Genomic DNA, 18,818 nt, shown 5'->3' with positions numbered 1-18,818 from the left:
AATTAAAATATAACAAAAATATAAACTATTTTATACGAATGCTGGAATTACCACTTAAATCTGATGGATAGGAGTGTAATTATAAAAAAGATATTATTAAAAATGCAATAAGTGCTGTAAATAATGCAATGGCAATAAAAGCACGGGCAGAAGAGCCATAGGAAAGAACTTTATTTTTAATCTGGTAAATTGTCGATATTAAGCCTCCAATTATTACAATTAATATTAAATCCCAGTTTGATGATATAAACGAACTATTTAAGTGCAGTCCCCTTATAAAGGCATCTATGAGAATTGCAAACAACATAAATCTGCCGGTATAAGCATCTCCGCGATATACAATAGCTTTTGTCCTCTCATCTACAATACCGTAAATAGGGGTACCTTCATTCTCTTTGTTACTTTTTTTAAACATTTTTTATTCCTCCTCCAAGTAGAATAAATCTTCAAAATTTTTTTGTAGGCATTTTGAAAGAATAAGTGCTAATTTAGCACTGGGGCAGTATTGGCCTGTTTCTATAGAACTTATTGTTTGACGGCTTACTCCAGCCATACTGGCAAGCTGACCTTGAGAAATATTAAGTTCAGCACGTGCAACCTTTAAACGATTATTCAATTTTATATTAGTGTTCAAAGTAACACCTCCATTAGTTAGATGGTATCATATGATAATATCTATGTCAAGTATACTTATCAAAACGACAAGTGTGCTTGTAGATTATTGAACTAACATCCAATTATATTCAAAACACGAACTTACTTGTAAGGTGAGAAGCCACTTTGTAAAGTGAGAAGCAATATATGTAAACGACAACTGAATATTTGTAAACGAAATGCCATTTTTGTACTCGAATCGCAGTTTTTGTAAACGAGAAGCCACTTTTGTAAACCAAATGCAGTTTGATCTTCAACTTTTATTGGAGTATTATAATAATCACAGGCATGCCAAAGAGGAGTCAACTCCCTCTCGATTTTTTTGTAATCGGAGAATCCACCCCTTTATTCCTTAGACAAATAGATGGTTGGCGGCACGCAAATTTATTATTTTTTGAGAAGAGCAGGTTTTAACATGATATCACTGGGGGCAACTGGTGCACATCCAAGCTTATGTAAAACTTCTTCTCCATGATAAAAGCTGAATGTTTCGTAGGGACTACGATTATTTAGCTTTTTTCTTTTGTAGGAATTGATATGATTCATCATTAAATTAATATCATCCTGTGTAAGCTGATTAAAACTCGTTCCTTTTAGAAGTACACGACGTATAAGTTCATGATTTACTTCAATAGCTCCTTTTTGATAGGGACTTCCCTCATCACAGTAAAATACATGCGTACGCAGCAAAGGAAATGTATTCCTATATTCAATCGATTTGGGATTAGAAAATTCACTTCCGTTATCAGTAAGAATAACTGGAAATAGTTTGCTAAACAAGTCTTTCCCAAGGGTACTATCAAGTTGATTGAATACATCAATCACAGATTTTGATGTGTTTGCTTCTCTTAAAAAAGCAAGCATAAGACTGCATTCTACAAAATGAATAGTTAAAAGACATTTACCTCCTTTACTACCAATGACAGAATCCATTTGTACTACTGCTATGTCAGGATTCTTATCCATAAAAGTTCCAAATGCTTCATAATTGCGACCAATGCGGCAGCCTTTATCTACTTTAAATTCAGGCTTTTTGTATCGCTCACGAAACTTAACTTTTCTGGGAAGATCAATGTTCCTGACATCAAACAGGCATGCATCAATATAATTGTAAATGGTCTTTTCGCTGCACATCAGTTCATCCTTATGATTGATATAGATTTGATTCACAGACTGACCATTTTGAACCAGAGGTGAAATAATCTTATTAAGTCTGCTGATTTCATCTTCAGATACACACAAGCCACTTCGTGACTTTGAAATAGCTTCATAAGCTTTAATATGGGCATGCTCCGCATCGTAAATATTCTTCAAAAGTGTACATTTACCAATCGTTTCACATCCGTTACAAACGTAGGGAACTCTGAATCTGGCGGTACAGATCTCTTCTACAAATTGAGAACAGTTGTCATTGCACGAAGTGCAAAGTTTACAATAGATATCTGATTTTCTGGAGCATTCCTTGCCACAGACTTTTTTCATTCGACAGTTAAAACGGTTCTTACAGGAATTAAAAGGGAAACCAGGATAACCGGTGGCAACTTCAGAATAGTATTTACGTACTTCTCTTGATATCGTAGTTGGATTTTTATCCAATTTGCAGCTGATTTCTTTAAAGGAAAGACTTTTTTTCAGATATTTCTGCAACTCAAGTCTTTCTTCATAGGTAAAAAAATTATACATATATCCTCCATTCTGCCGCCAACGTTTTAAGGATAAATGTCTGATAAAAACAACGCAACAAAAAGACTGGCTCCTCACCAATCTTTTTGTAAGCCAGGATGCAGCCTCCTGGACATATATATTTAACTTAAAATTTTATAACTCAAATAAAGTTAATGGGCTGCAATTCATTTTACAATTCAGGATTATTCAAAACACGTATCACTTACAGATGAATAGCAAAATATTGTATAAAATGATATAATATACTTACTATTTAATTTGCAGGACTAAGGCAGTAAGAATTAGGGGGAATAGTATGAAAATAGAATTGGCTAGAATTAAAAATGAAATAGTAGTCTTTTTATTAACCACCTTTGTGATTACATTTTCCATGGGAATACTTATGTTTTGGGTGTACAAGCACCTTGATAAAGATATCATGTCAAGTTTTGGATTGGCACAGATGCTTTATCCTGCTTTAGTGGCTATTATATTAATAATTATTCATGAAAAAGATAATATACATAGAACCTTGAGTAATTTTTTTAAGATCTATATTGTTTTATGTATTTTGTCTATAGTTGTTTTAATTAGTGGAATTTTTATCTTTCCTAAGTATGTATCCAAAGTATTAAATGTACTGGTATATATATTTAGTGTCATTCTTTTTTCCTTAATGGTTAATAATAAAGATAATTGTTTTGAAAAAATCAATATGGTTTTTCAAAAGAATTTTAAGAAAGTCTTAATCTTATGTTTAGTATTTATAGGGATTCAATTTTTAATATCAATTATAAATGGAGTGGCTTATGGTAATTTTATTGAAAGTATAAAAAAGAGTATAAGTATTTTAGGATTTCTTCCTTTTAATGTACTGCTTAGTATTCTCATATCCTTTGTAATTTTTTTTGGAGAGGAACTGGGATGGAGGGGATATCTGCAGCCAAGGCTTCAAATTTTATTTGGAAAAAGATTTGGGGTCATAGTACTTGGAGTTATATGGGGAATATGGCATCTACCTCTTTGCTTTATGTTTTATAGCCCCAAGACTCCTGTTTACTGTGTAATATTTCATATTTTTTATTGTATGTTTATTGGAATTTTTTTTGGTTTTGCCTATATGAAAACAGGAAATCTTTGGTCGGTTATAATTATTCATTTAATAAATAATTCCATGGCGCTTACGAGTAATAATTTAAGTGGAATAGTATTTACACCTAAATCTTTAGTGTTGAATATAATTATCTGCGGCGTGGTATTTTTACCATTTATATTTACCAAAGAGTATAATGGGGAAAATTTGGAGAAAATATTGTTACATTAAACATGGTTAAAATAAATAAAAATGGGGAGATTAGTGTGAAAATTAATACTCTATTTAATAAGGGAAATATAAAAAATACAGTTTTTGTCATAGTGGGGTGTTTAGTATCGGCTATTGGGGTAAATATGTTTTTGGTCACTGCAAAGTTACTTAGCGGAGGTGTGTCAGGTATAGCTATTTTAATACAATATGCTTTTCATATTTCTGCAGGGTATACTGTACTAGTGGCTAATATACCTTTGTTGGTTTTAAGTTATAGAAAATTAAACAGAAGATTTACCATATACAGCATAATTGGAACTTTTTCATTATCACTGTTCTTAATATTGACTAAAAATTTAAGCAGTATTTTTAAAGTACAGGATACACTGTTGTTCTCCGTATATGGAGGAGTATTGACTGGAATTGGAGCTGGACTTGCGTACTCAAACCATGGTTCAGAAGGCGGCATGAATATAATAGTAATGCTAGTTAAAAAGAAATATGATAATTTTGATGTAGGACAATTGGGCTTTATTGTAAATTGCATAATTGTATCTTTAGGTATGATGATAAATGGAATAATTACTGCATTATATACATTAATGAGTATGTATATAGCAGCTTTTGTCACAGATAAGGTAATTCACGGCCTATCAAGGAAAAAGGTATTGTTTGTAATTACAGATAAGGAGGAGGAAGTTTTTAAATATATAACTACCTTTATGCACCCCGGAGCTACAATATTAAATGGCAAGGCACTTACAGGCAGGGAAAGAAAAGTTATATATTGTATAGTACATATATCGAGACTGCCCCAGTTTAAATATTGGGTACAGAAAATAGACAGGGATGCTTTAATCTCAATAATAGATGCTTCAGAAGTAGATGGCAGGGGATTCAATTCAAGTATTTTATAATTAAATGGCAGTGCCGATAGTTTTAATTATATCTGACATGAATTATTTTAATATTAAGGAAGTGACAAAAATGAAGATTGTTTGCCTTGGGGATAGTTTAACTTATGGTTATGGTGTTAGAAGAAGGGAAGCATGGACTACCTTGTTGGAGGAAAAATTTAAAATTGAAGTTTTAAACAAGGGCATATCTGGTGATACTTCTGCAGGTATGCTTTCCAGATTATACAGTGATGTAATACTTGAGAAACCATCCCATGTAATAATTATGGGGGGAACAAATGATTTTATATGGAATTTGCCAGTAGGACAGGTAATGGCAAATATAACTTCCATAGTTTTTCAAAGTATGGGTAGTAATATAAAACCTTTAGTAGGACTTTCTGTACCTATTTGTGTAGAAGCTGCTCTGGACAAATGGGGATTTGCCGGTGATTTTAAAAATATAAACAGGGACTTGAAAGAACTTAATAACTCTTTAAAAAACTTCTGTAAAAACTATAATATAAAAACCATTGATTTCTACAGTGAATTTGTAAAAAAAGATGATGGAGGAAAAAAAGAATATTATATAGATGGCATTCATTTGAACCCAGAGGGAAATAAAAAAATGGCTCATATGATCTTGATAAAATAATATTATAAAAATACTACAGAATTATATTAATATTCTGCAGTATTCAATTTAATTATTTACGGAACTGGTACTGGTGCTTAATTGTTTGCTGAAATATGCAGAATAAATATCTTTTGCTATATAGGCAGAACCAGATCCCATACCTCCGTCAAATACCACTACATATACGGCTATTTCAGGTTTGTCTAGTGGTGCATAACCTACATATTCTGCATAGTCCGTTCTTCCAATTTGAGTTTGATGTTCCTGGCTGACTATAGTTGCAGTACCTGTCTTTCCAGCAGTTTTTATAGGAAAGTCTGCAAAAGCCTTAGATGCAGTACCCTTTTCATTAACTGCTTCCATTCCCGCTTTAACTGCCTCTATATTTTCAGATTTAACTTCCGTATTTTCAAGAACTTCAGGTTTAACCTGTTCAATAACATTTCCATCAGAATCCAAAAATTTATCTACAAGGTGAAGCTTATATCTGGTTCCCCCATTTGCTAACGTTGCAATATAGTTTGCTATTTGAAGGGGGGTAAACTGGTTTAAACCCTGTCCTATAGCTGCATTTTCTATATTGGCAGGCACATCCAGCTGGGCATTGGCATCAGAAATAGTTATGTAGTATATTGACTGAATCAAATTATCTATATCTTTATCACTGATATTTTTTTTGTTATTTGGATCTTCTAATGTGAGTTTTGAAAATAGTTCTTTGTACTTTTCTTTATTAAAGGCATTCTTTCCACCTTTTATGGAATTCTTTATTAAATTTTTTATTTCATTTTTTAATGATTTAACTTTGGCAGAATCACCCTCATTATCGTATAAATTCATTTTAACTATGCTGCTGCCCCTGTCATCTACTCCACTTTTAAGTACTGACATAGTCTTCTGAAGATAAATATTGGCAAGAGTATTTTCATTATATACAGTATTATATACCTGACCATAATTTTCTGAAATTTCTATGCCTGTAGCAGGTTTTTCTTCACTGCCTGAAGGTATGCCAAGTCCGAATTTCCAGGCATATTTAGCCAGGGTATCATCTCCAAAAGCTTCTCTAATAAGTCTTGCTACCTCCATAAAATAAGGGTTGCTTGATTTTTGTATGGCAGTTGTAAGGTTCACCCAATAATTAGGTCCATCCAAATCAAATGGTACAATTCTTCCTCCCTGATTATAAGTGCCATTATCATAATAACTGAAATAAGGTGTTATAACACCGCTTTCCAGTCCTGCAATGGCAGTCATGGGTTTAAATGTGGAACCTGGAGGTATTAGAGACTGGGTGGCGTAATTATAAAAAGGCTTTGGGTATATATCATATAGATCCTGTCTTATGGTAGTATTGTTTTTAATGCTTTTATCAATAGGAAAAAGTATATCCAACACTTCGTCCTCGGTCTTTCCAGGGTAATTGCCTGTAATGTTTCTTGCCCTTATATATTCTCTTCCAAATTCATCCAAATTGGGATTGAAATATTGGTTGTATGCTTCTGTAGAAAGTTTTCCAGGAGTTGAAAAATCATTAGGATCATATCCTGGCCTGCTGGCAAGAGCTATTATACCTCCTGTATTTACATTGATAGCTACAGCTGCCCCTCTGGTTGCATTTGTGGTATCAGCCCTTTCCTGGCCATAAGCATTTTGTCTTAATTCTTCCATTCTCTCATCCAGTGATTTTTCTGCCGCGGCTTGTACATCTTTGTCTATGGTAAGCTGCAGGGTTTGTCCAGGGTAGGAATCCCTGCTGCCCAGTTCTTCAAGTACCCTTCCATTTTTATTAAGTTTTACTATCCTGCCGCCCTTGGAGCCCTTTAATCTGTCTTCAAAAGCTGCCTCAAGTCCTCCCTGACCCACATAATCACTGCTTATATCATATCCCTTGTCTTTATATTTTTCATAGTTGGAGGCTATTTTTGATATATACCCTAAGAAAGCAGAACCCAGATCCTTATTTGGATATGACCTTATAGGTTGGGTATTTACGTCTACCCCTGGAAGTTCATTTAACATCTGTAAAAATTTAAAAGCGGTATCTTTGCTTATATTATTTGCTATTGTTGCTGGCTTATAGCCCGAAAAACTCTGCATCTTTAAAGTATCTCTTATAATCATGAATCTTCTCTGCTCCTCCAGTGAATACCCACTTGGAATTTTATATTCCTTTAGCAGTGCTTTAAAGGTATCTTCTGCAGATATCTTTAAAAGTTCTTTGTTAACCTGTGTTTTTAAATCATCATCTGAAATATCTTCATTTTTACTTTTAATTTTTTTCTCTATGGCCTCATTTAATCCTCTATCTCTTTTAAATTTTATCTCTAGGGCATTTCGGGTATTTTCATCATCACTTCTAAATTGGAATTGAAAAGGATTCACCTTAAGTTCAAAATCATCCTGCTGACTTTGTGCATTTTCATCCAACATTTTAAATACCTTATCCATGGTAGAAAAAAAAGTTTTGTCACTTTCATCTGTCTGGTTATACACAAGTACATAACCTTGAGCACTTCTAGCAAGCTTATTTCCTTTACAATCCAAAATATCTCCCCTAGGGGCAGCTTCAGGTATTTCTCTTATAGCTCTGTTATTTGATTGTTCCATGTATTGTTTTCCCTGTACCACCTGAAGGAAAAAAAGTCTCCCAGCTATAGTTGAAAAAATCAATAACATAATTATTATAATAGTAGTATACCTTGTGGTGTTAAAATGTTTTTTCTTTTTCACAAATATCATCTCCGCTTATGAAATAATTGTAATCAACTTAACAGCAGCATATAAATGGGAATAATCAACATGCTGGAAACTGTGGTTATTACTACATTTATAGATGCGTATTCATAATCTGCATTATAGTTCTTTGAAACTACAGCAGTATTGGTCATTGCTGGCATGGCAGCTTGTATAACAAATACTTTCTTCATAAGTGAAGGAGTACCTGAAAATACACACAGTATATAAGCTGTCATTGGTGAAATGAGAAATCTCCCTAAAAATAATACTAACATGTCAATACTAAATTTAAATTGTTTCAAATTAACAGAGTAAATGGTTATCCCTATAAATAGCATAGCTAAAGGGGTAGTTAAATTGCCGAAATACCTGAAAGTATCCAGGATAAATTTTGGAAGATGAACATCCAATAAAACCAGGGCAACTGACAGGATAAAGCTTAAAAGGGGGGCGGACATAATTCTCTTCAGTGTATCAAAAGAAAATATATGTGCATTCCCGTATTCTCCATCTCTGCTTATTTCATAGGAGCCAATAGTCCAAAAAAAAGCGGTATTTGCTATGTAATATAGTAAAACATCAGGTACACTTTGTGTTCCAAATAAAGATATATTTACTGGAAGTCCAATAAATATAGAATTAGATACAAAGAACATGGATCTAAAGGCACCTATTCGTCCTCTTTTTACTTTGATAATTTTAGAAACTACCACAGCAATCAAATAACAAATTGCCATAGATGTAAATGGAACAAATAGTCCTCTGCCAAGAGTAATCAATTTATGTCTGTCAAAACTTTCATTAAATTGAGATATCATAAGGCAGGGAATAGCTAGATTACATACTATTTTGGAAAAAAGTTTAGAGGTATTTTCATTAAACCATCCTTTATGACATAAAAAAAATCCTGTAGAAATCATCAAGACAATACTAAATACACTTTCTAAAGCGTTTAAAACTACCATTTTATATCCTCCTATACCATTATACTGGTTTTTATTACAAATTTAAACACTGTAAATAGAATATTTTCATATATCGAATATTTATAGAATCTTTATATACACCGACACAATCTTAATAACAGATTTATATCCAAGATGATAATATAATAAATCATAGCAGTAAAAGATGAAAATTTACTCATAGAGGTGTTAAAAATGAGCTTGAAATTAGGTAATCTATTAGATAATTTAACAGGTAAAAGACTAAAAACTGAAGAGATAGCACAAGAAAAGTTTAATGTATTTTGGGGACTGCCTATAATGTCCAGCGATGCAATTTCTTCAGTAGCCTATGCCGGGGAAGAAATATTATGGAAACTTATTCCTATTATTGGCATATTGTCATATAATTATATGCTTTATGTGTCATTATGTATTGTATTTTTAATGTTTATGCTTACGTTTTCATATAGACAAACTATTGATGCCTATCCAGAAGGGGGAGGCTCCTATATTGTAGCGAAGGATAATTTTGGAAGAAATACAGGGCTTGTAGCAGGAGCGTCTTTGATTATAGATTATATACTAACTGTAGCTGTAAGTGCCTCAGCAAGTACTGCAGCCATAACTTCTGCTGTACCTGCCTTACTCTCTCATAAAGTAGCCATAACTTTGGTACTTATAATATTTCTGGTTATTGGGAATTTAAGAGGTATAAGAGAATCTTCAAAATTATTTGGTGTTCCCACATACTTATTTATATTTTCAATATTGTTTATGATTTTATGGGGAATAATTAAAGTACACTTTGGAGGGTATGTTCCAAAACCCGTTTACAATGTACCTGCTGTTTCAGGAGAGGTAACCTGGTTTTTACTTTTAAATGCTTTTGCAGCAGGATGTACTGCATTAACAGGTATAGAGGCAGTAAGTAATGGTGTGCCAAGCTTTAAAGAACCTTCTCAAAAACATGCTAAAACTGTGCTGCTGCTTCTATCATTGATAGTACTTATAGTTTTTGGGGGAATTTCATACCTGGCTACACTTTATCATGCTGTTCCAAATTCAAAAGTAACTGTAGTTGCCCAGATTTCACATCAAATATTTGGGGGCAATATCATGTTTTATGTAATACAATGTACTACGGCAATTATACTTATCATGGCCAGCAATACTGCTTTTACTGGATTGCCGCTTTTACTGGCATTTATAGCCAAGGACGGATATGCACCAAGACAATTTACAAAGAGGGGAAAAAGACTTAGTTATTCTAATGGTATAATAGTACTTGGGGTATTGTCATCTATACTGGTTATAATATTTAAAGGAGATACTCATTTTCTATTGCCTCTTTATGCGGTAGGAGTGTTTATATCATTTACATTGTCTCAATTTGGCATGTTTACAAGATGGATTAGAAATAAGGGGAGAGGATGGAAGCATAGAGCTGTTATAAATGGAGTAGGAGGATTATTAACTTTTATTACAACCATTATTATAGGAGTGACTAGATTTAAACACGGTGCATGGATAGTTTTTATACTTATACCTGCATTAGTTTATATAATGCTGAAAATAAATGAACATTATAGAAAGGTTGCAAAACAGTTAAAACTGTTTATGGGTGAAATGCCTAAAGAAGTTAATTTTTCAGAGCAAAAAAGATATGTAATAGTTCCTATAGACACTTTAAACAAATCATTTTTAAAGGCTTTAAATTATGCAAGAACTATATCTAAAAATATAATAATATTTCATGTTTCCATAGATGATGAAAGTACCAATAAGCTTTTGAAAAAATGGGATGAGTATGATATTGATATACCTATAGTTGTAAAAAAATCTTCCTATAGAAGTGTTATAGGACCACTTGTTAAATTTATAGAATCAGAGGAATATTATGCAGGGCCTGAAGATACTGTAACTGTTGTGATACCACAGTTTGTCATCACCAAATGGTGGGGTAACATACTCCATAATCAAACTGCACTATTGATTAAAACCATACTTTTAAGGAGAAGAAATATAGCTATAGTTACCATACCTTATATAATAGATGAATGTTAATTGGGTATAATTGAAAGGAATATATGTTTAGAATATTGTGGAGGGGAGTGAAAATAATGTCAAAGGAGGAGAACACTTCAGTGAAGTCTTCTGAACAGATAATGGCCTGCATAAGTCCCTCTCCATCTTCGGAAAAAGTGATACAAACTGCTGTAAAAATGGCGAAAAATTGTAATTCAAAATTCATAGTATTGTATGTAGAGTCTATAAAATCCCAAACATTGAGCCGGGAGGAGAAGAAAAGATTGAATTCCTACTTCAATTTGGTGGAACAGCTTGGAGGAGAAATGGTCACAGTGTATGGAGATAGTGTGGATAAACAGATAATACAATATGCTGAATTGAGAAATGTTACTAAAATAATAATAGGGAAAAATCATAAAAAGTTTACCAGTATATCTCATTTCTATAAAAAGGACTTGGTAGATAAAATTATGGATTCCAATGACTATATTGATGTGTACATTATACCAAGTCCTTTTTACAAGAAGGAGAAGAGTAATTTTATTTCAGAATTCAGTAATGAAATGTTATCATTTAAAGAAATTGTTGAGACCATAATTATTATGGCAATTGCAACTGTAATTGCAAAATTTCTTAATTATATGGGATTTACTGATGTGAATGAGATTATGATTTTTATTTTAGGGGTTATAATGGTATATATAAAGACCAAGGGATATTTGATGGGCATAATATCTTCCATAGTAGGGGTATTGATATTTAATTATTTATTTGTACAGCCCAGGGGTTCACTGCAGTTTTACGATAAAAATTATATAACTACATTTGCAATTATGCTTATAGTTTCATTTGTAATTGGCAGTCTTACAAATAGAATACAAAAGGAGGCTTATAATTCCTACACCAGGGAAAAAAGAACGGAAATACTTTATAGGGCCAGCAGTAAATTATTAAGTACAGTGGGTACCTATGATGTGATTTCCACAGGTATAAAATACATTTCCAGGTTAATCAACAGGAATGTAGTGGGGTATTTAGAAGAAAAGGGTAAACTATCTAGCCCTTTAATATATAATGAAAATAAATCAGATAGTAAAAGTATATTTTTAAATGATGAGAAAATAGTCTATTGGACTTTTTTAAATGGAAAGGAATCGGGAAAAGGTACGGATGTTTTTGGTCAATGTGATGTATATTACACACCTGTAAAGGTGCATAACAAAGTGCTGGGGGTAATTGGAATCTCTTGCTCCCAGGGGATTATTGACAGGGAACAGAAATTTATTGTTCAAACTATTGTGGGACAGATGGCGGTGGCTTTAGATAGAGAAATCCTTTCGAGTCAGCAGGAGGCTTCTAAAGTTCAAATTGAAAGGGAAAGACTTAGGAGCAATCTTTTAAGATCAGTTTCCCATGATTTAAGAAGTCCCCTTGCAGGTATAAAGGGCTCCGTAAGTACAATACTGGAAAATGGTGAATTCATAGATGAAAATACAAAAAAAGATTTATTAATTGGAATTTATGATGATACAGAGTGGCTTATAAGATTAGTTGAAAACCTACTAAGTATGACAAGATTTGACGAAGGAAATGTAAATATAACTAAGAATATGGAATTGGTGGAGGAAGTAGTATCCGAGGCAGTTCAGAGAAGTTCTAAATGCTTCAAATATCATAGGGTAAAAGTAAATATTCCTGAAAAGATTATAATGGTTTCCATGGATGGGAGTTTAATTGAACAGGTACTTATAAATCTTTTTGACAATGCCGTTAAATTTTCTCCCAAAGGATCCCTTGTAGAAATAAGGGTTCATGAGGAAAGTAAAGATGTAATTTTTGAAGTAGTTGACAATGGCAAGGGTATACCTGAGAAAATATTACCTTATATATTTGATAGATTTTTTACAAATGGGAGTAAAGTATCCGATTCAAGGAGGGGAGTAGGCTTGGGCCTTGCCATTTGCAAGTCCATAGTGGAATTACATGGAGGAAAAATTACAGCCTACAACAAAAAAGAAGGAGGGGCTGTTTTTAAATTTAATATTCCAAAAGAAAAGAGAAAGGAAATTAATTATGAAAGATAAGCCTTATATTCTTATAGTTGAAGATGATAAACCTATAAGAAATTTTATAGCAGCAGCTTTATCATCACAAGGGTATAAATATATTGAAACGGACAAGGGAAAGGAGGCTATTGCACTTTCTATGGCAAATAATCCAGATATTATTATACTTGATTTGGGCCTTCCAGATATTGACGGAATCGAAGTTATATCAAAAATAAGAGAATTATCAAATATTCCAATTATAATCGTATCTGCCAGAGAAAAAGAAAGACAAAAAGTTGAAGCTCTTGACAAAGGAGCTGATGATTATCTAACCAAGCCTTTTGGAATAGGGGAACTTTTAGCCAGAATTCGTGTATCCTTAAGGCACGGCACATCAAATGAAAAGGAAAATACGGCAATGCATACTTTCAAGGTAAAACAGCTTTTTGTGGATTTTGATAAGAGACGTGTAACTGTAAATGATGATGAAATACATTTAACCCCCATAGAATATAGGATAATGGAACTTCTTTGCAAATATTCAGGGAAAGTATTAACCCATAATTTTATTACCAAGGAAATCTGGGGAACATCCCTTGGAAATGAAACACAGTCACTTAGAGTTTTCATGGCCAATTTAAGAAGAAAAATAGAAAAAGATCCTTCCCAACCTGAGTATATATATACAGAGGTTGGAGTAGGATACAGGTTTGTTGAAGAATAAAATTTTAAAAGAGGAATAATTATGGGAGAAAAAATATTTATTGTTGTTTTCATAGTCTTATTTTGTGTAATTTTTCCTATGAGTTCATGGGTGAAAACCAATTTTCCAGTTAACACTGGTTATGAAGAAAAAGCAACCAAGAAACAGATGAGTTATAGAGAATATGGTTATAATATAGAAGGCAGTCTGTATAAATATAAAAATGCATTAAAAAATGTGAATAAAAAAAAGGTAAAGATATACTGTATAGGTGAATCCAATACAAGAGGGGAATATTCCAGCGATGAGGTAAACAAGTCCTGGGTAGGTGTAATGAAATCATTATTACAAAATCAATATGGAAATGCAGGAGAAGGATTTATTAGTGTTTATGAAGGTGCCTTGCCTGAAGGAACTAAGCCAAGGTGGACACTGGGTAGTGGATGGAGTGTCTCTGGTGCATCTAAAGAATTTACATCTAATGTAGGAGGCTTTGGAGGGTGTTTTGCAATTTCTTCTGGGAATGAATCCCCTTTGACTTTGAATTTTATTGGGACAGATTTGGATTTATTATACTCCAGGGCAAAGGATGGGGGTACAGCAGACATAGTAATAGATGGTAAAAAAATAGGAATTATAAATTGTTTAGGACAATCAATAACTTTTTCAAATAAAGCTCATTATTCTGGTTTAAATGATGAAAAACATGAATTGAAGGTAATTCCAAGTACAAATTCAAATATTTTTATAGAAGGTGCAGTTGCTTCATCCAGCAAAATAGGAGTTCAAATTGATAAAATAGCAATTTCCAGCAAAATGGCAAGTTATTTTGAAGGAAATTTCACAGAAGAGGTATGGAATGCTTCCCAGAAACCAGATCTTGTACTTTTATCTTTTGGACTTAATGAAGCGGGAAATGGAGTTTCTTTTAAAGAGTATAAGGAAAGTATGATAAAGTTAGTGAGCTATTGGAAGAGAAGAGGGAGTGATGTATGCCTGGTGTCAAACCAGAAGCCTGCAGATTCATGGGCGAATAATTGGCCAGATTACATAAAAGTACTGTATGAAATAGCAGATGAATATAATGTGGGTGTTATAGATATTTACAAGGCTTATTTTGAAGATTATACTGCTGCCCAAAAATTAGGACTATTTGGAGTGGATAAGAATGACTATTCTGGAAGTAGCGGAAAAAACACCGCACATCCCAGTGACAAAGGATATGAATATATTGGAGAGATTATTTATAAAAATTTGAAACTGTAATATTTATCCGAAGGCTGCAATTAGCTAACGCCTCCGGAACTATCATTTTCTAAAGGTTATTTTTAAGAACTTTGCAGGTAGATTCAATATCTTCAGGAGTTGTTCTGCAGCAGCCGCCTATAAGTCTGGCTCCTCTATCAAACCATCCTTTGGCACTGCAGCTGAAAGCTTCACTGGAAGAGTCTCCATGCCAGGTCTTGGTGATACCATCATATTCTTCTCCGGAATTTGGATACACTATTATGGGTTTTGAGGAATTTTTTGAAATCTGTTCAATTAATGAATTTATATACTTAGGTGGAGTACAATTTACTCCAATGGCAGCCACCTGGCGGTTTGAATCCAGATACTTGGCACATTTAGCTATGGAGATTCCCTCACTTATATTTAATTCATCTTTGGCACTAAAACTTATCCAGCCATAAACTGAAGGAAATTCTTCCAGTAGTTTTAAAATTGCCTGAGCTTCCACAAGGCTTGGAATTGTTTCGCAGGCCAGAATATCAACTCCTTCTTCTATTAAAATTTTCATTCTTGGTCTGTGAAATTCCATTAATTCTTCTTCGGAAATATTGTAATGGCCTATATATTCAGAACCATCTGCAAGATAAGCGCCATAAGGACCTATTGAACCTGCAATTAGTGGTTTGGGTCTGTTTATTCTATTTAAGGGATTTTCCCAGAATCTATCCCTTGCCCTTTTTGCTACTTGTACAGAAAGCCTTATAAGTTCTATGGCTTCATCTTCTTTAAAGCCTTTTTCCATAAAACCGAAAAGAGTGGCCTGGTAACTTGAGGTAATAGCACAATCCGCTCCTGATACAAAGTAGTCATAATGTACATCTTCTATTATTTTGGGGTTTTCATCAAGCATTTTTGCTGACCATAGGGAATCATCTATATTACAGCCTCTTCTTTCAAGTTCTGTGGCGAGAGCACCATCTAAAATAATAACTTTAAAATCTTTTAAAATATGTTTTAGTGGATTCATCTTTAGTTCCCTTTCTTTCCTAAAATTATATATTATATTGTTCATATTTTAAGTTCTTCTTTTTCAATATGAATTATCTCAGCATCAGTGTTATTTTCTATGAAAGTTATAATATTTTCCATGGTAGAATCTGTTTGTGCTATAGTTGCACATATTCCTGCAATGCCTATAATTATGGTTTTATGGGTATCCTGTTCAGCGATTTCTGATACGGATATATTGAATTTATTTTTTAGTTTTTGAGTTATACTTTTTACAATCATTCTCTTTTCTTTTAGTGAATGTACCCAGGAGGCTCTTAAAGTAATTTTCATAAATAAAATTTTCATAAGCTATACTCTCCATATTAAATGATTCCTACAAGAAGTTATATCATAAGTATATAAATTATACAACTGTTTAGATATTATCTTATAATATTATAAAATTAAAAGATTTAAAAACTTTCTGTAAAGCGTATAAAAAAACAACAGTGTTGTAAAAAACAGCACTGTTGTTTGAGGGAAATGTTGTTTTTTACAACATCTTTTTATAAGGACATTTTGGATTTTATAAAATACCTAGTTATAGCAAACTTCTTACAATAAAAAGTGTATTGGCATAGTATTTGCTGATAAAATTATAGTAAAAGGGTATTTACTCTTTATTCAAGTAAATACCCTCAAAAATTTTATAATTTTGCTTGCAATTTTCTATCTATTAAACAATTTTAGATTCAGAGGAATCTTCTGTATATTTAAAGTGTAAAAGCTCATGTGCAAGTCCATGTCCTGGCTTACCAAAATAAGTGTCATACATTTTTATTATTGCGGTGTTTTCATGTGATTTTCTCTTTGGCAGATGGTCATCTTGATTGTATAATACAGAGGCCCTCAAGGTTCTGTAATCTACAAGTTCTCTGTTGAGTGAATTTAAATGAGGCTGTCCACCACCATTTATACAACCGCCAGGGCAGGCCATAACTTCTATAAAATGATATTGTTTTTCTCCCATTTTTCCGGAATCTATAAAATCAAATAAATTTGCAGCACCGTTAATTACAGCTATATTATAGGTGTTGCCGGATATTTCAACAGAAGATTCTTTTATGCCTTTTAATCCTCTAATTTGCTTATATTCTATATCTTTAAGATCCACATTTTCTGCAAAGTCTTTTGCAGTTCTAAGAGCAGCTTCCATAACTCCACCGGTATTACCAAATATGACACCAGCCCCGCTATATTCACCCATAGCAGCATCTGCTTCACTATCCTCAAGAGATGTAAATTTAATTTTGGCAGCTTTAATCATTTTAGCAAGTTCTCTTGTAGTTAGCACAGCATCTATACATCGCATACCATTAACTTCCATATCAGTAAGATCTGCTTCGTATTTTTTGTCATTGCAAGGCATTATTGTAACAGTATATATATCTTTTGCTTCTATACCGGATATAGATGGATAATAAGTTTTAGTTGCAGTGCCGAATATTTGCTGTGGTGACTTTGCAGATGAAAGATTTTCAAGCAATTCAGGGTAATAATTCTGAGCCTGTCTTACCCAGGCAGGGCAGCAGGATGTAAACATTGGAAAAGGACCTCCATTTTTTATCCTTTCCAAAAGTTCTGTAGCTTCTTCCATTATAGTCATATCAGCTCCAAAATTTATATCGAATATTTTGTCAAAATTAAGCATTCTTAAAGCAGTATAAATTTTACCTGTTACATCTTTGCCAAATCCCATGTTAAATAATTCACCAATAGCGGCTCTAACAGAAGGTGCCATGGCAATTATTACATGTTTCTTTGGATCTTTTAGTGCTTCTTGTACTCTGGATATATGAGGTTTTTCAGTTAAAGCACCTACAGGACATGCAATAACACATTGTCCACATAATAGACAATTTGAATTATCAAAGCAAGGGTTATTTTCAATTCCAACAGTTCTCTTACCATCTTTTTTTATAAATTGCATTACAGAAGTACCAGAGTGTACCTTACATGCTGCTACACATCTACCACACAATACACATTTAGTCCTATCTAGTACAAGTGCGCTGCTCCTTGAGTCTATATATTTTTCTCTATCTTCCGGCAAGAATGGTTTTGAAGCCTTTGCTTTAGTTTTGATTACAAGTTTCAAAAATTCACAATCTTCTCTTCTTGGGCATGGTCCGCATTTGAATTCATGGGTATCTAGAAGTGAAGATATTCTTTTTTTAATTCTCTCCTTCACAGCCTCTGATTTAGTATCAATAACCATGCCTTCTTCAATTTTTGTGGCACAGGCCACTATAATTTTACCGTTTGCCTCCACAAGACAGACTCCACATTTACCAATATTCATGCAATCCTTTAGATAACATAGTGTAGGTATATCCACATTATTATCTCTTGCTACCTGTAATATAGTTGAGTTTTCCTTTGCCTTTATTTCTTTACCATCTAAAATAACTGTAATCATTTAAATACTCCTTTTAAATATTTTCCTTAAGTACTGTATTTTAAATTTAATATAAATTTTTAAAAATAATTGCTATAAATTAAGTTAGTAGTTATATTAACAATCGAAACCGTTTTCTGAAAATTGGAATGATAAAAATTTAACATTTCAGATTACAAAATATTTTCAACTGTATTTAGCCGATTTAAACATATATACAGCACTTAATAGGTATTTTATGATTTTATTTATTCATTTTTAGGGAAATCATCTGTGAAATCATTCAATAAATATTCTGATTTAAGCCTAAAATGAAATTTATTTCTTGTATTAACTAAATTATATCATCTTATATGGGTTATGTAAATTTAAAATTGGCTTATTATTTTTATAATATTATGGTAGAAAATATAATAGATTAGAAATATATAGCAGAATATTTAGCCTATTAATTTAGATAAACTACAGTGAGAGAAAGGAAAGAACTATTGAGCTATTTATATTTGTAGTACTTATT

General features: G+C 32.7%; 15 protein-coding genes. 7 read left to right on the top strand and 8 right to left on the bottom strand.

Annotated elements, in window-relative coordinates; translation table 11 throughout:
- Positions 1-79: 79 nt before the first annotated feature.
- The 3 genes from BS101_RS12570 to BS101_RS12560 form a co-directional block, all read right to left on the bottom strand.
- Positions 80-415 (bottom strand): hypothetical protein, encoded by a 336-nt coding sequence (locus BS101_RS12570; protein WP_012102622.1) that lies wholly within the window; start codon positions 413-415, stop codon positions 80-82.
- Between the two features lie 3 nt (positions 416-418).
- On the bottom strand, positions 419-634 hold the full coding sequence (locus BS101_RS12565) for a helix-turn-helix transcriptional regulator (protein WP_012102621.1): 216 nt from the start codon (positions 632-634) through the stop codon (positions 419-421).
- Positions 635-1,041: 407 nt separating this feature from the next.
- Complete coding sequence (locus BS101_RS12560; RefSeq protein ID WP_073539134.1) at positions 1,042-2,337, bottom strand: IS30 family transposase; 1,296 nt, start codon at positions 2,335-2,337, stop codon at positions 1,042-1,044.
- Between the two features lie 298 nt (positions 2,338-2,635).
- Between BS101_RS12560 and BS101_RS12555 the strand changes: the two genes are divergently transcribed.
- The 3 genes from BS101_RS12555 to BS101_RS12545 all read left to right on the top strand — a co-directional run bounded on the left by BS101_RS12555 (position 2,636) and on the right by BS101_RS12545 (position 5,176).
- Positions 2,636-3,643 carry a CPBP family intramembrane glutamic endopeptidase gene (locus tag BS101_RS12555; protein WP_073539133.1) on the top strand — a complete coding sequence of 336 codons (1,008 nt, stop codon included), beginning with the start codon at positions 2,636-2,638 and terminating at the stop codon, positions 3,641-3,643.
- 35 nt (positions 3,644-3,678) lie between these two features.
- The gene (locus BS101_RS12550) at positions 3,679-4,542 is read left to right on the top strand and encodes a YitT family protein (protein WP_073541316.1); all 864 of its coding nucleotides are present in this window, start codon (positions 3,679-3,681) and stop codon (positions 4,540-4,542) included.
- A 70-nt stretch (positions 4,543-4,612) separates the two neighbouring features.
- Positions 4,613-5,176 (top strand): GDSL-type esterase/lipase family protein, encoded by a 564-nt coding sequence (locus BS101_RS12545; RefSeq protein ID WP_073541314.1) that lies wholly within the window; start codon positions 4,613-4,615, stop codon positions 5,174-5,176.
- A gap of 48 nt (positions 5,177-5,224) precedes the next feature.
- On the opposite strand, the gene BS101_RS12540 is transcribed toward BS101_RS12545, so the two are convergent.
- Together BS101_RS12540 and BS101_RS12535 are read right to left on the bottom strand one after the other, a co-directional pair.
- Complete coding sequence (locus BS101_RS12540) at positions 5,225-7,900, bottom strand: penicillin-binding transpeptidase domain-containing protein (protein WP_083585719.1); 2,676 nt, start codon at positions 7,898-7,900, stop codon at positions 5,225-5,227.
- 23 nt (positions 7,901-7,923) lie between these two features.
- Complete coding sequence (locus BS101_RS12535; RefSeq protein ID WP_073539131.1) at positions 7,924-8,862, bottom strand: AEC family transporter; 939 nt, start codon at positions 8,860-8,862, stop codon at positions 7,924-7,926.
- A gap of 195 nt (positions 8,863-9,057) precedes the next feature.
- Here BS101_RS12535 and BS101_RS12530 point away from each other — a divergent pair, with 195 nt between their 5' ends.
- The 4 genes from BS101_RS12530 to BS101_RS12515 are packed head-to-tail and all read left to right on the top strand — an operon-like array spanning position 9,058 to position 14,889.
- Complete coding sequence (locus BS101_RS12530) at positions 9,058-10,908, top strand: APC family permease (RefSeq protein ID WP_073539130.1); 1,851 nt, start codon at positions 9,058-9,060, stop codon at positions 10,906-10,908.
- 47 nt (positions 10,909-10,955) lie between these two features.
- A complete protein-coding gene (locus tag BS101_RS12525; RefSeq protein ID WP_322977337.1) occupies positions 10,956-12,956 on the top strand; it encodes an ATP-binding protein in 2,001 nt (666 codons plus the stop codon).
- Positions 12,946-13,644, top strand: coding sequence for a response regulator (locus tag BS101_RS12520; RefSeq protein WP_073541312.1), 699 nt, complete (start codon positions 12,946-12,948; stop codon positions 13,642-13,644). Before BS101_RS12525 ends, BS101_RS12520 begins: the two co-directional genes overlap by 11 nt.
- A 21-nt stretch (positions 13,645-13,665) precedes the next feature.
- Complete coding sequence (locus BS101_RS12515; RefSeq protein ID WP_073539128.1) at positions 13,666-14,889, top strand: SGNH/GDSL hydrolase family protein; 1,224 nt, start codon at positions 13,666-13,668, stop codon at positions 14,887-14,889.
- Positions 14,890-14,938: 49 nt separating this feature from the next.
- Here the strand turns inward: BS101_RS12515 and mmuM are convergent, their stop codons facing one another.
- The 3 genes from mmuM to BS101_RS12500 all read right to left on the bottom strand — a co-directional run bounded on the left by mmuM (position 14,939) and on the right by BS101_RS12500 (position 18,322).
- Positions 14,939-15,925 carry a homocysteine S-methyltransferase gene (mmuM, locus tag BS101_RS12510; protein ID WP_242951253.1) on the bottom strand — a complete coding sequence of 329 codons (987 nt, stop codon included), beginning with the start codon at positions 15,923-15,925 and terminating at the stop codon, positions 14,939-14,941.
- Positions 15,922-16,209 carry a DUF503 domain-containing protein gene (locus BS101_RS12505; protein ID WP_073539127.1) on the bottom strand — a complete coding sequence of 96 codons (288 nt, stop codon included), beginning with the start codon at positions 16,207-16,209 and terminating at the stop codon, positions 15,922-15,924. The genes mmuM and BS101_RS12505 overlap by 4 nt, the downstream gene beginning before the upstream one ends.
- 370 nt (positions 16,210-16,579) lie before the next feature.
- Complete coding sequence (locus BS101_RS12500; RefSeq protein ID WP_073539126.1) at positions 16,580-18,322, bottom strand: ferredoxin hydrogenase; 1,743 nt, start codon at positions 18,320-18,322, stop codon at positions 16,580-16,582.
- Between the last annotated feature and the right edge of the window lie 496 nt (positions 18,323-18,818).

Origin of the sequence: Clostridium kluyveri, assembly GCF_001902295.1 — a bacterium.
In the GTDB taxonomy this organism is placed as follows: Bacteria; Bacillota; Clostridia; order Clostridiales; family Clostridiaceae; genus Clostridium_B; species Clostridium_B kluyveri_B.
Note: the sequence above shows the minus strand (reverse complement) of the source record. Positions and strands in the feature narration are given on the sequence as shown.

Bases quoted from the DNA above. Each gene is read 5' to 3' on its own strand.
- BS101_RS12570 (WP_012102622.1), bottom strand. From the start codon at position 415: ATGTTTAAAAAAAGTAACAAAGAGAATGAAGGTACCCCTATTTACGGT.
- BS101_RS12540 (WP_083585719.1), bottom strand. From the start codon at position 7,900: ATGATATTTGTGAAAAAGAAAAAACATTTTAACACCACAAGGTATACT.
- BS101_RS12560 (WP_073539134.1), bottom strand. From the start codon at position 2,337: ATGTATAATTTTTTTACCTATGAAGAAAGACTTGAGTTGCAGAAATAT.
- BS101_RS12535 (WP_073539131.1), bottom strand. From the start codon at position 8,862: ATGGTAGTTTTAAACGCTTTAGAAAGTGTATTTAGTATTGTCTTGATG.
- BS101_RS12545 (WP_073541314.1), top strand. From the start codon at position 4,613: ATGAAGATTGTTTGCCTTGGGGATAGTTTAACTTATGGTTATGGTGTT.
- BS101_RS12505 (WP_073539127.1), bottom strand. From the start codon at position 16,209: ATGAAAATTTTATTTATGAAAATTACTTTAAGAGCCTCCTGGGTACAT.
- BS101_RS12520 (WP_073541312.1), top strand. From the start codon at position 12,946: ATGAAAGATAAGCCTTATATTCTTATAGTTGAAGATGATAAACCTATA.
- BS101_RS12515 (WP_073539128.1), top strand. From the start codon at position 13,666: ATGGGAGAAAAAATATTTATTGTTGTTTTCATAGTCTTATTTTGTGTA.
- BS101_RS12555 (WP_073539133.1), top strand. From the start codon at position 2,636: ATGAAAATAGAATTGGCTAGAATTAAAAATGAAATAGTAGTCTTTTTA.
- BS101_RS12530 (WP_073539130.1), top strand. From the start codon at position 9,058: ATGAGCTTGAAATTAGGTAATCTATTAGATAATTTAACAGGTAAAAGA.
- BS101_RS12500 (WP_073539126.1), bottom strand. From the start codon at position 18,322: ATGATTACAGTTATTTTAGATGGTAAAGAAATAAAGGCAAAGGAAAAC.
- mmuM (WP_242951253.1), bottom strand. From the start codon at position 15,925: ATGAACAATATAATATATAATTTTAGGAAAGAAAGGGAACTAAAGATG.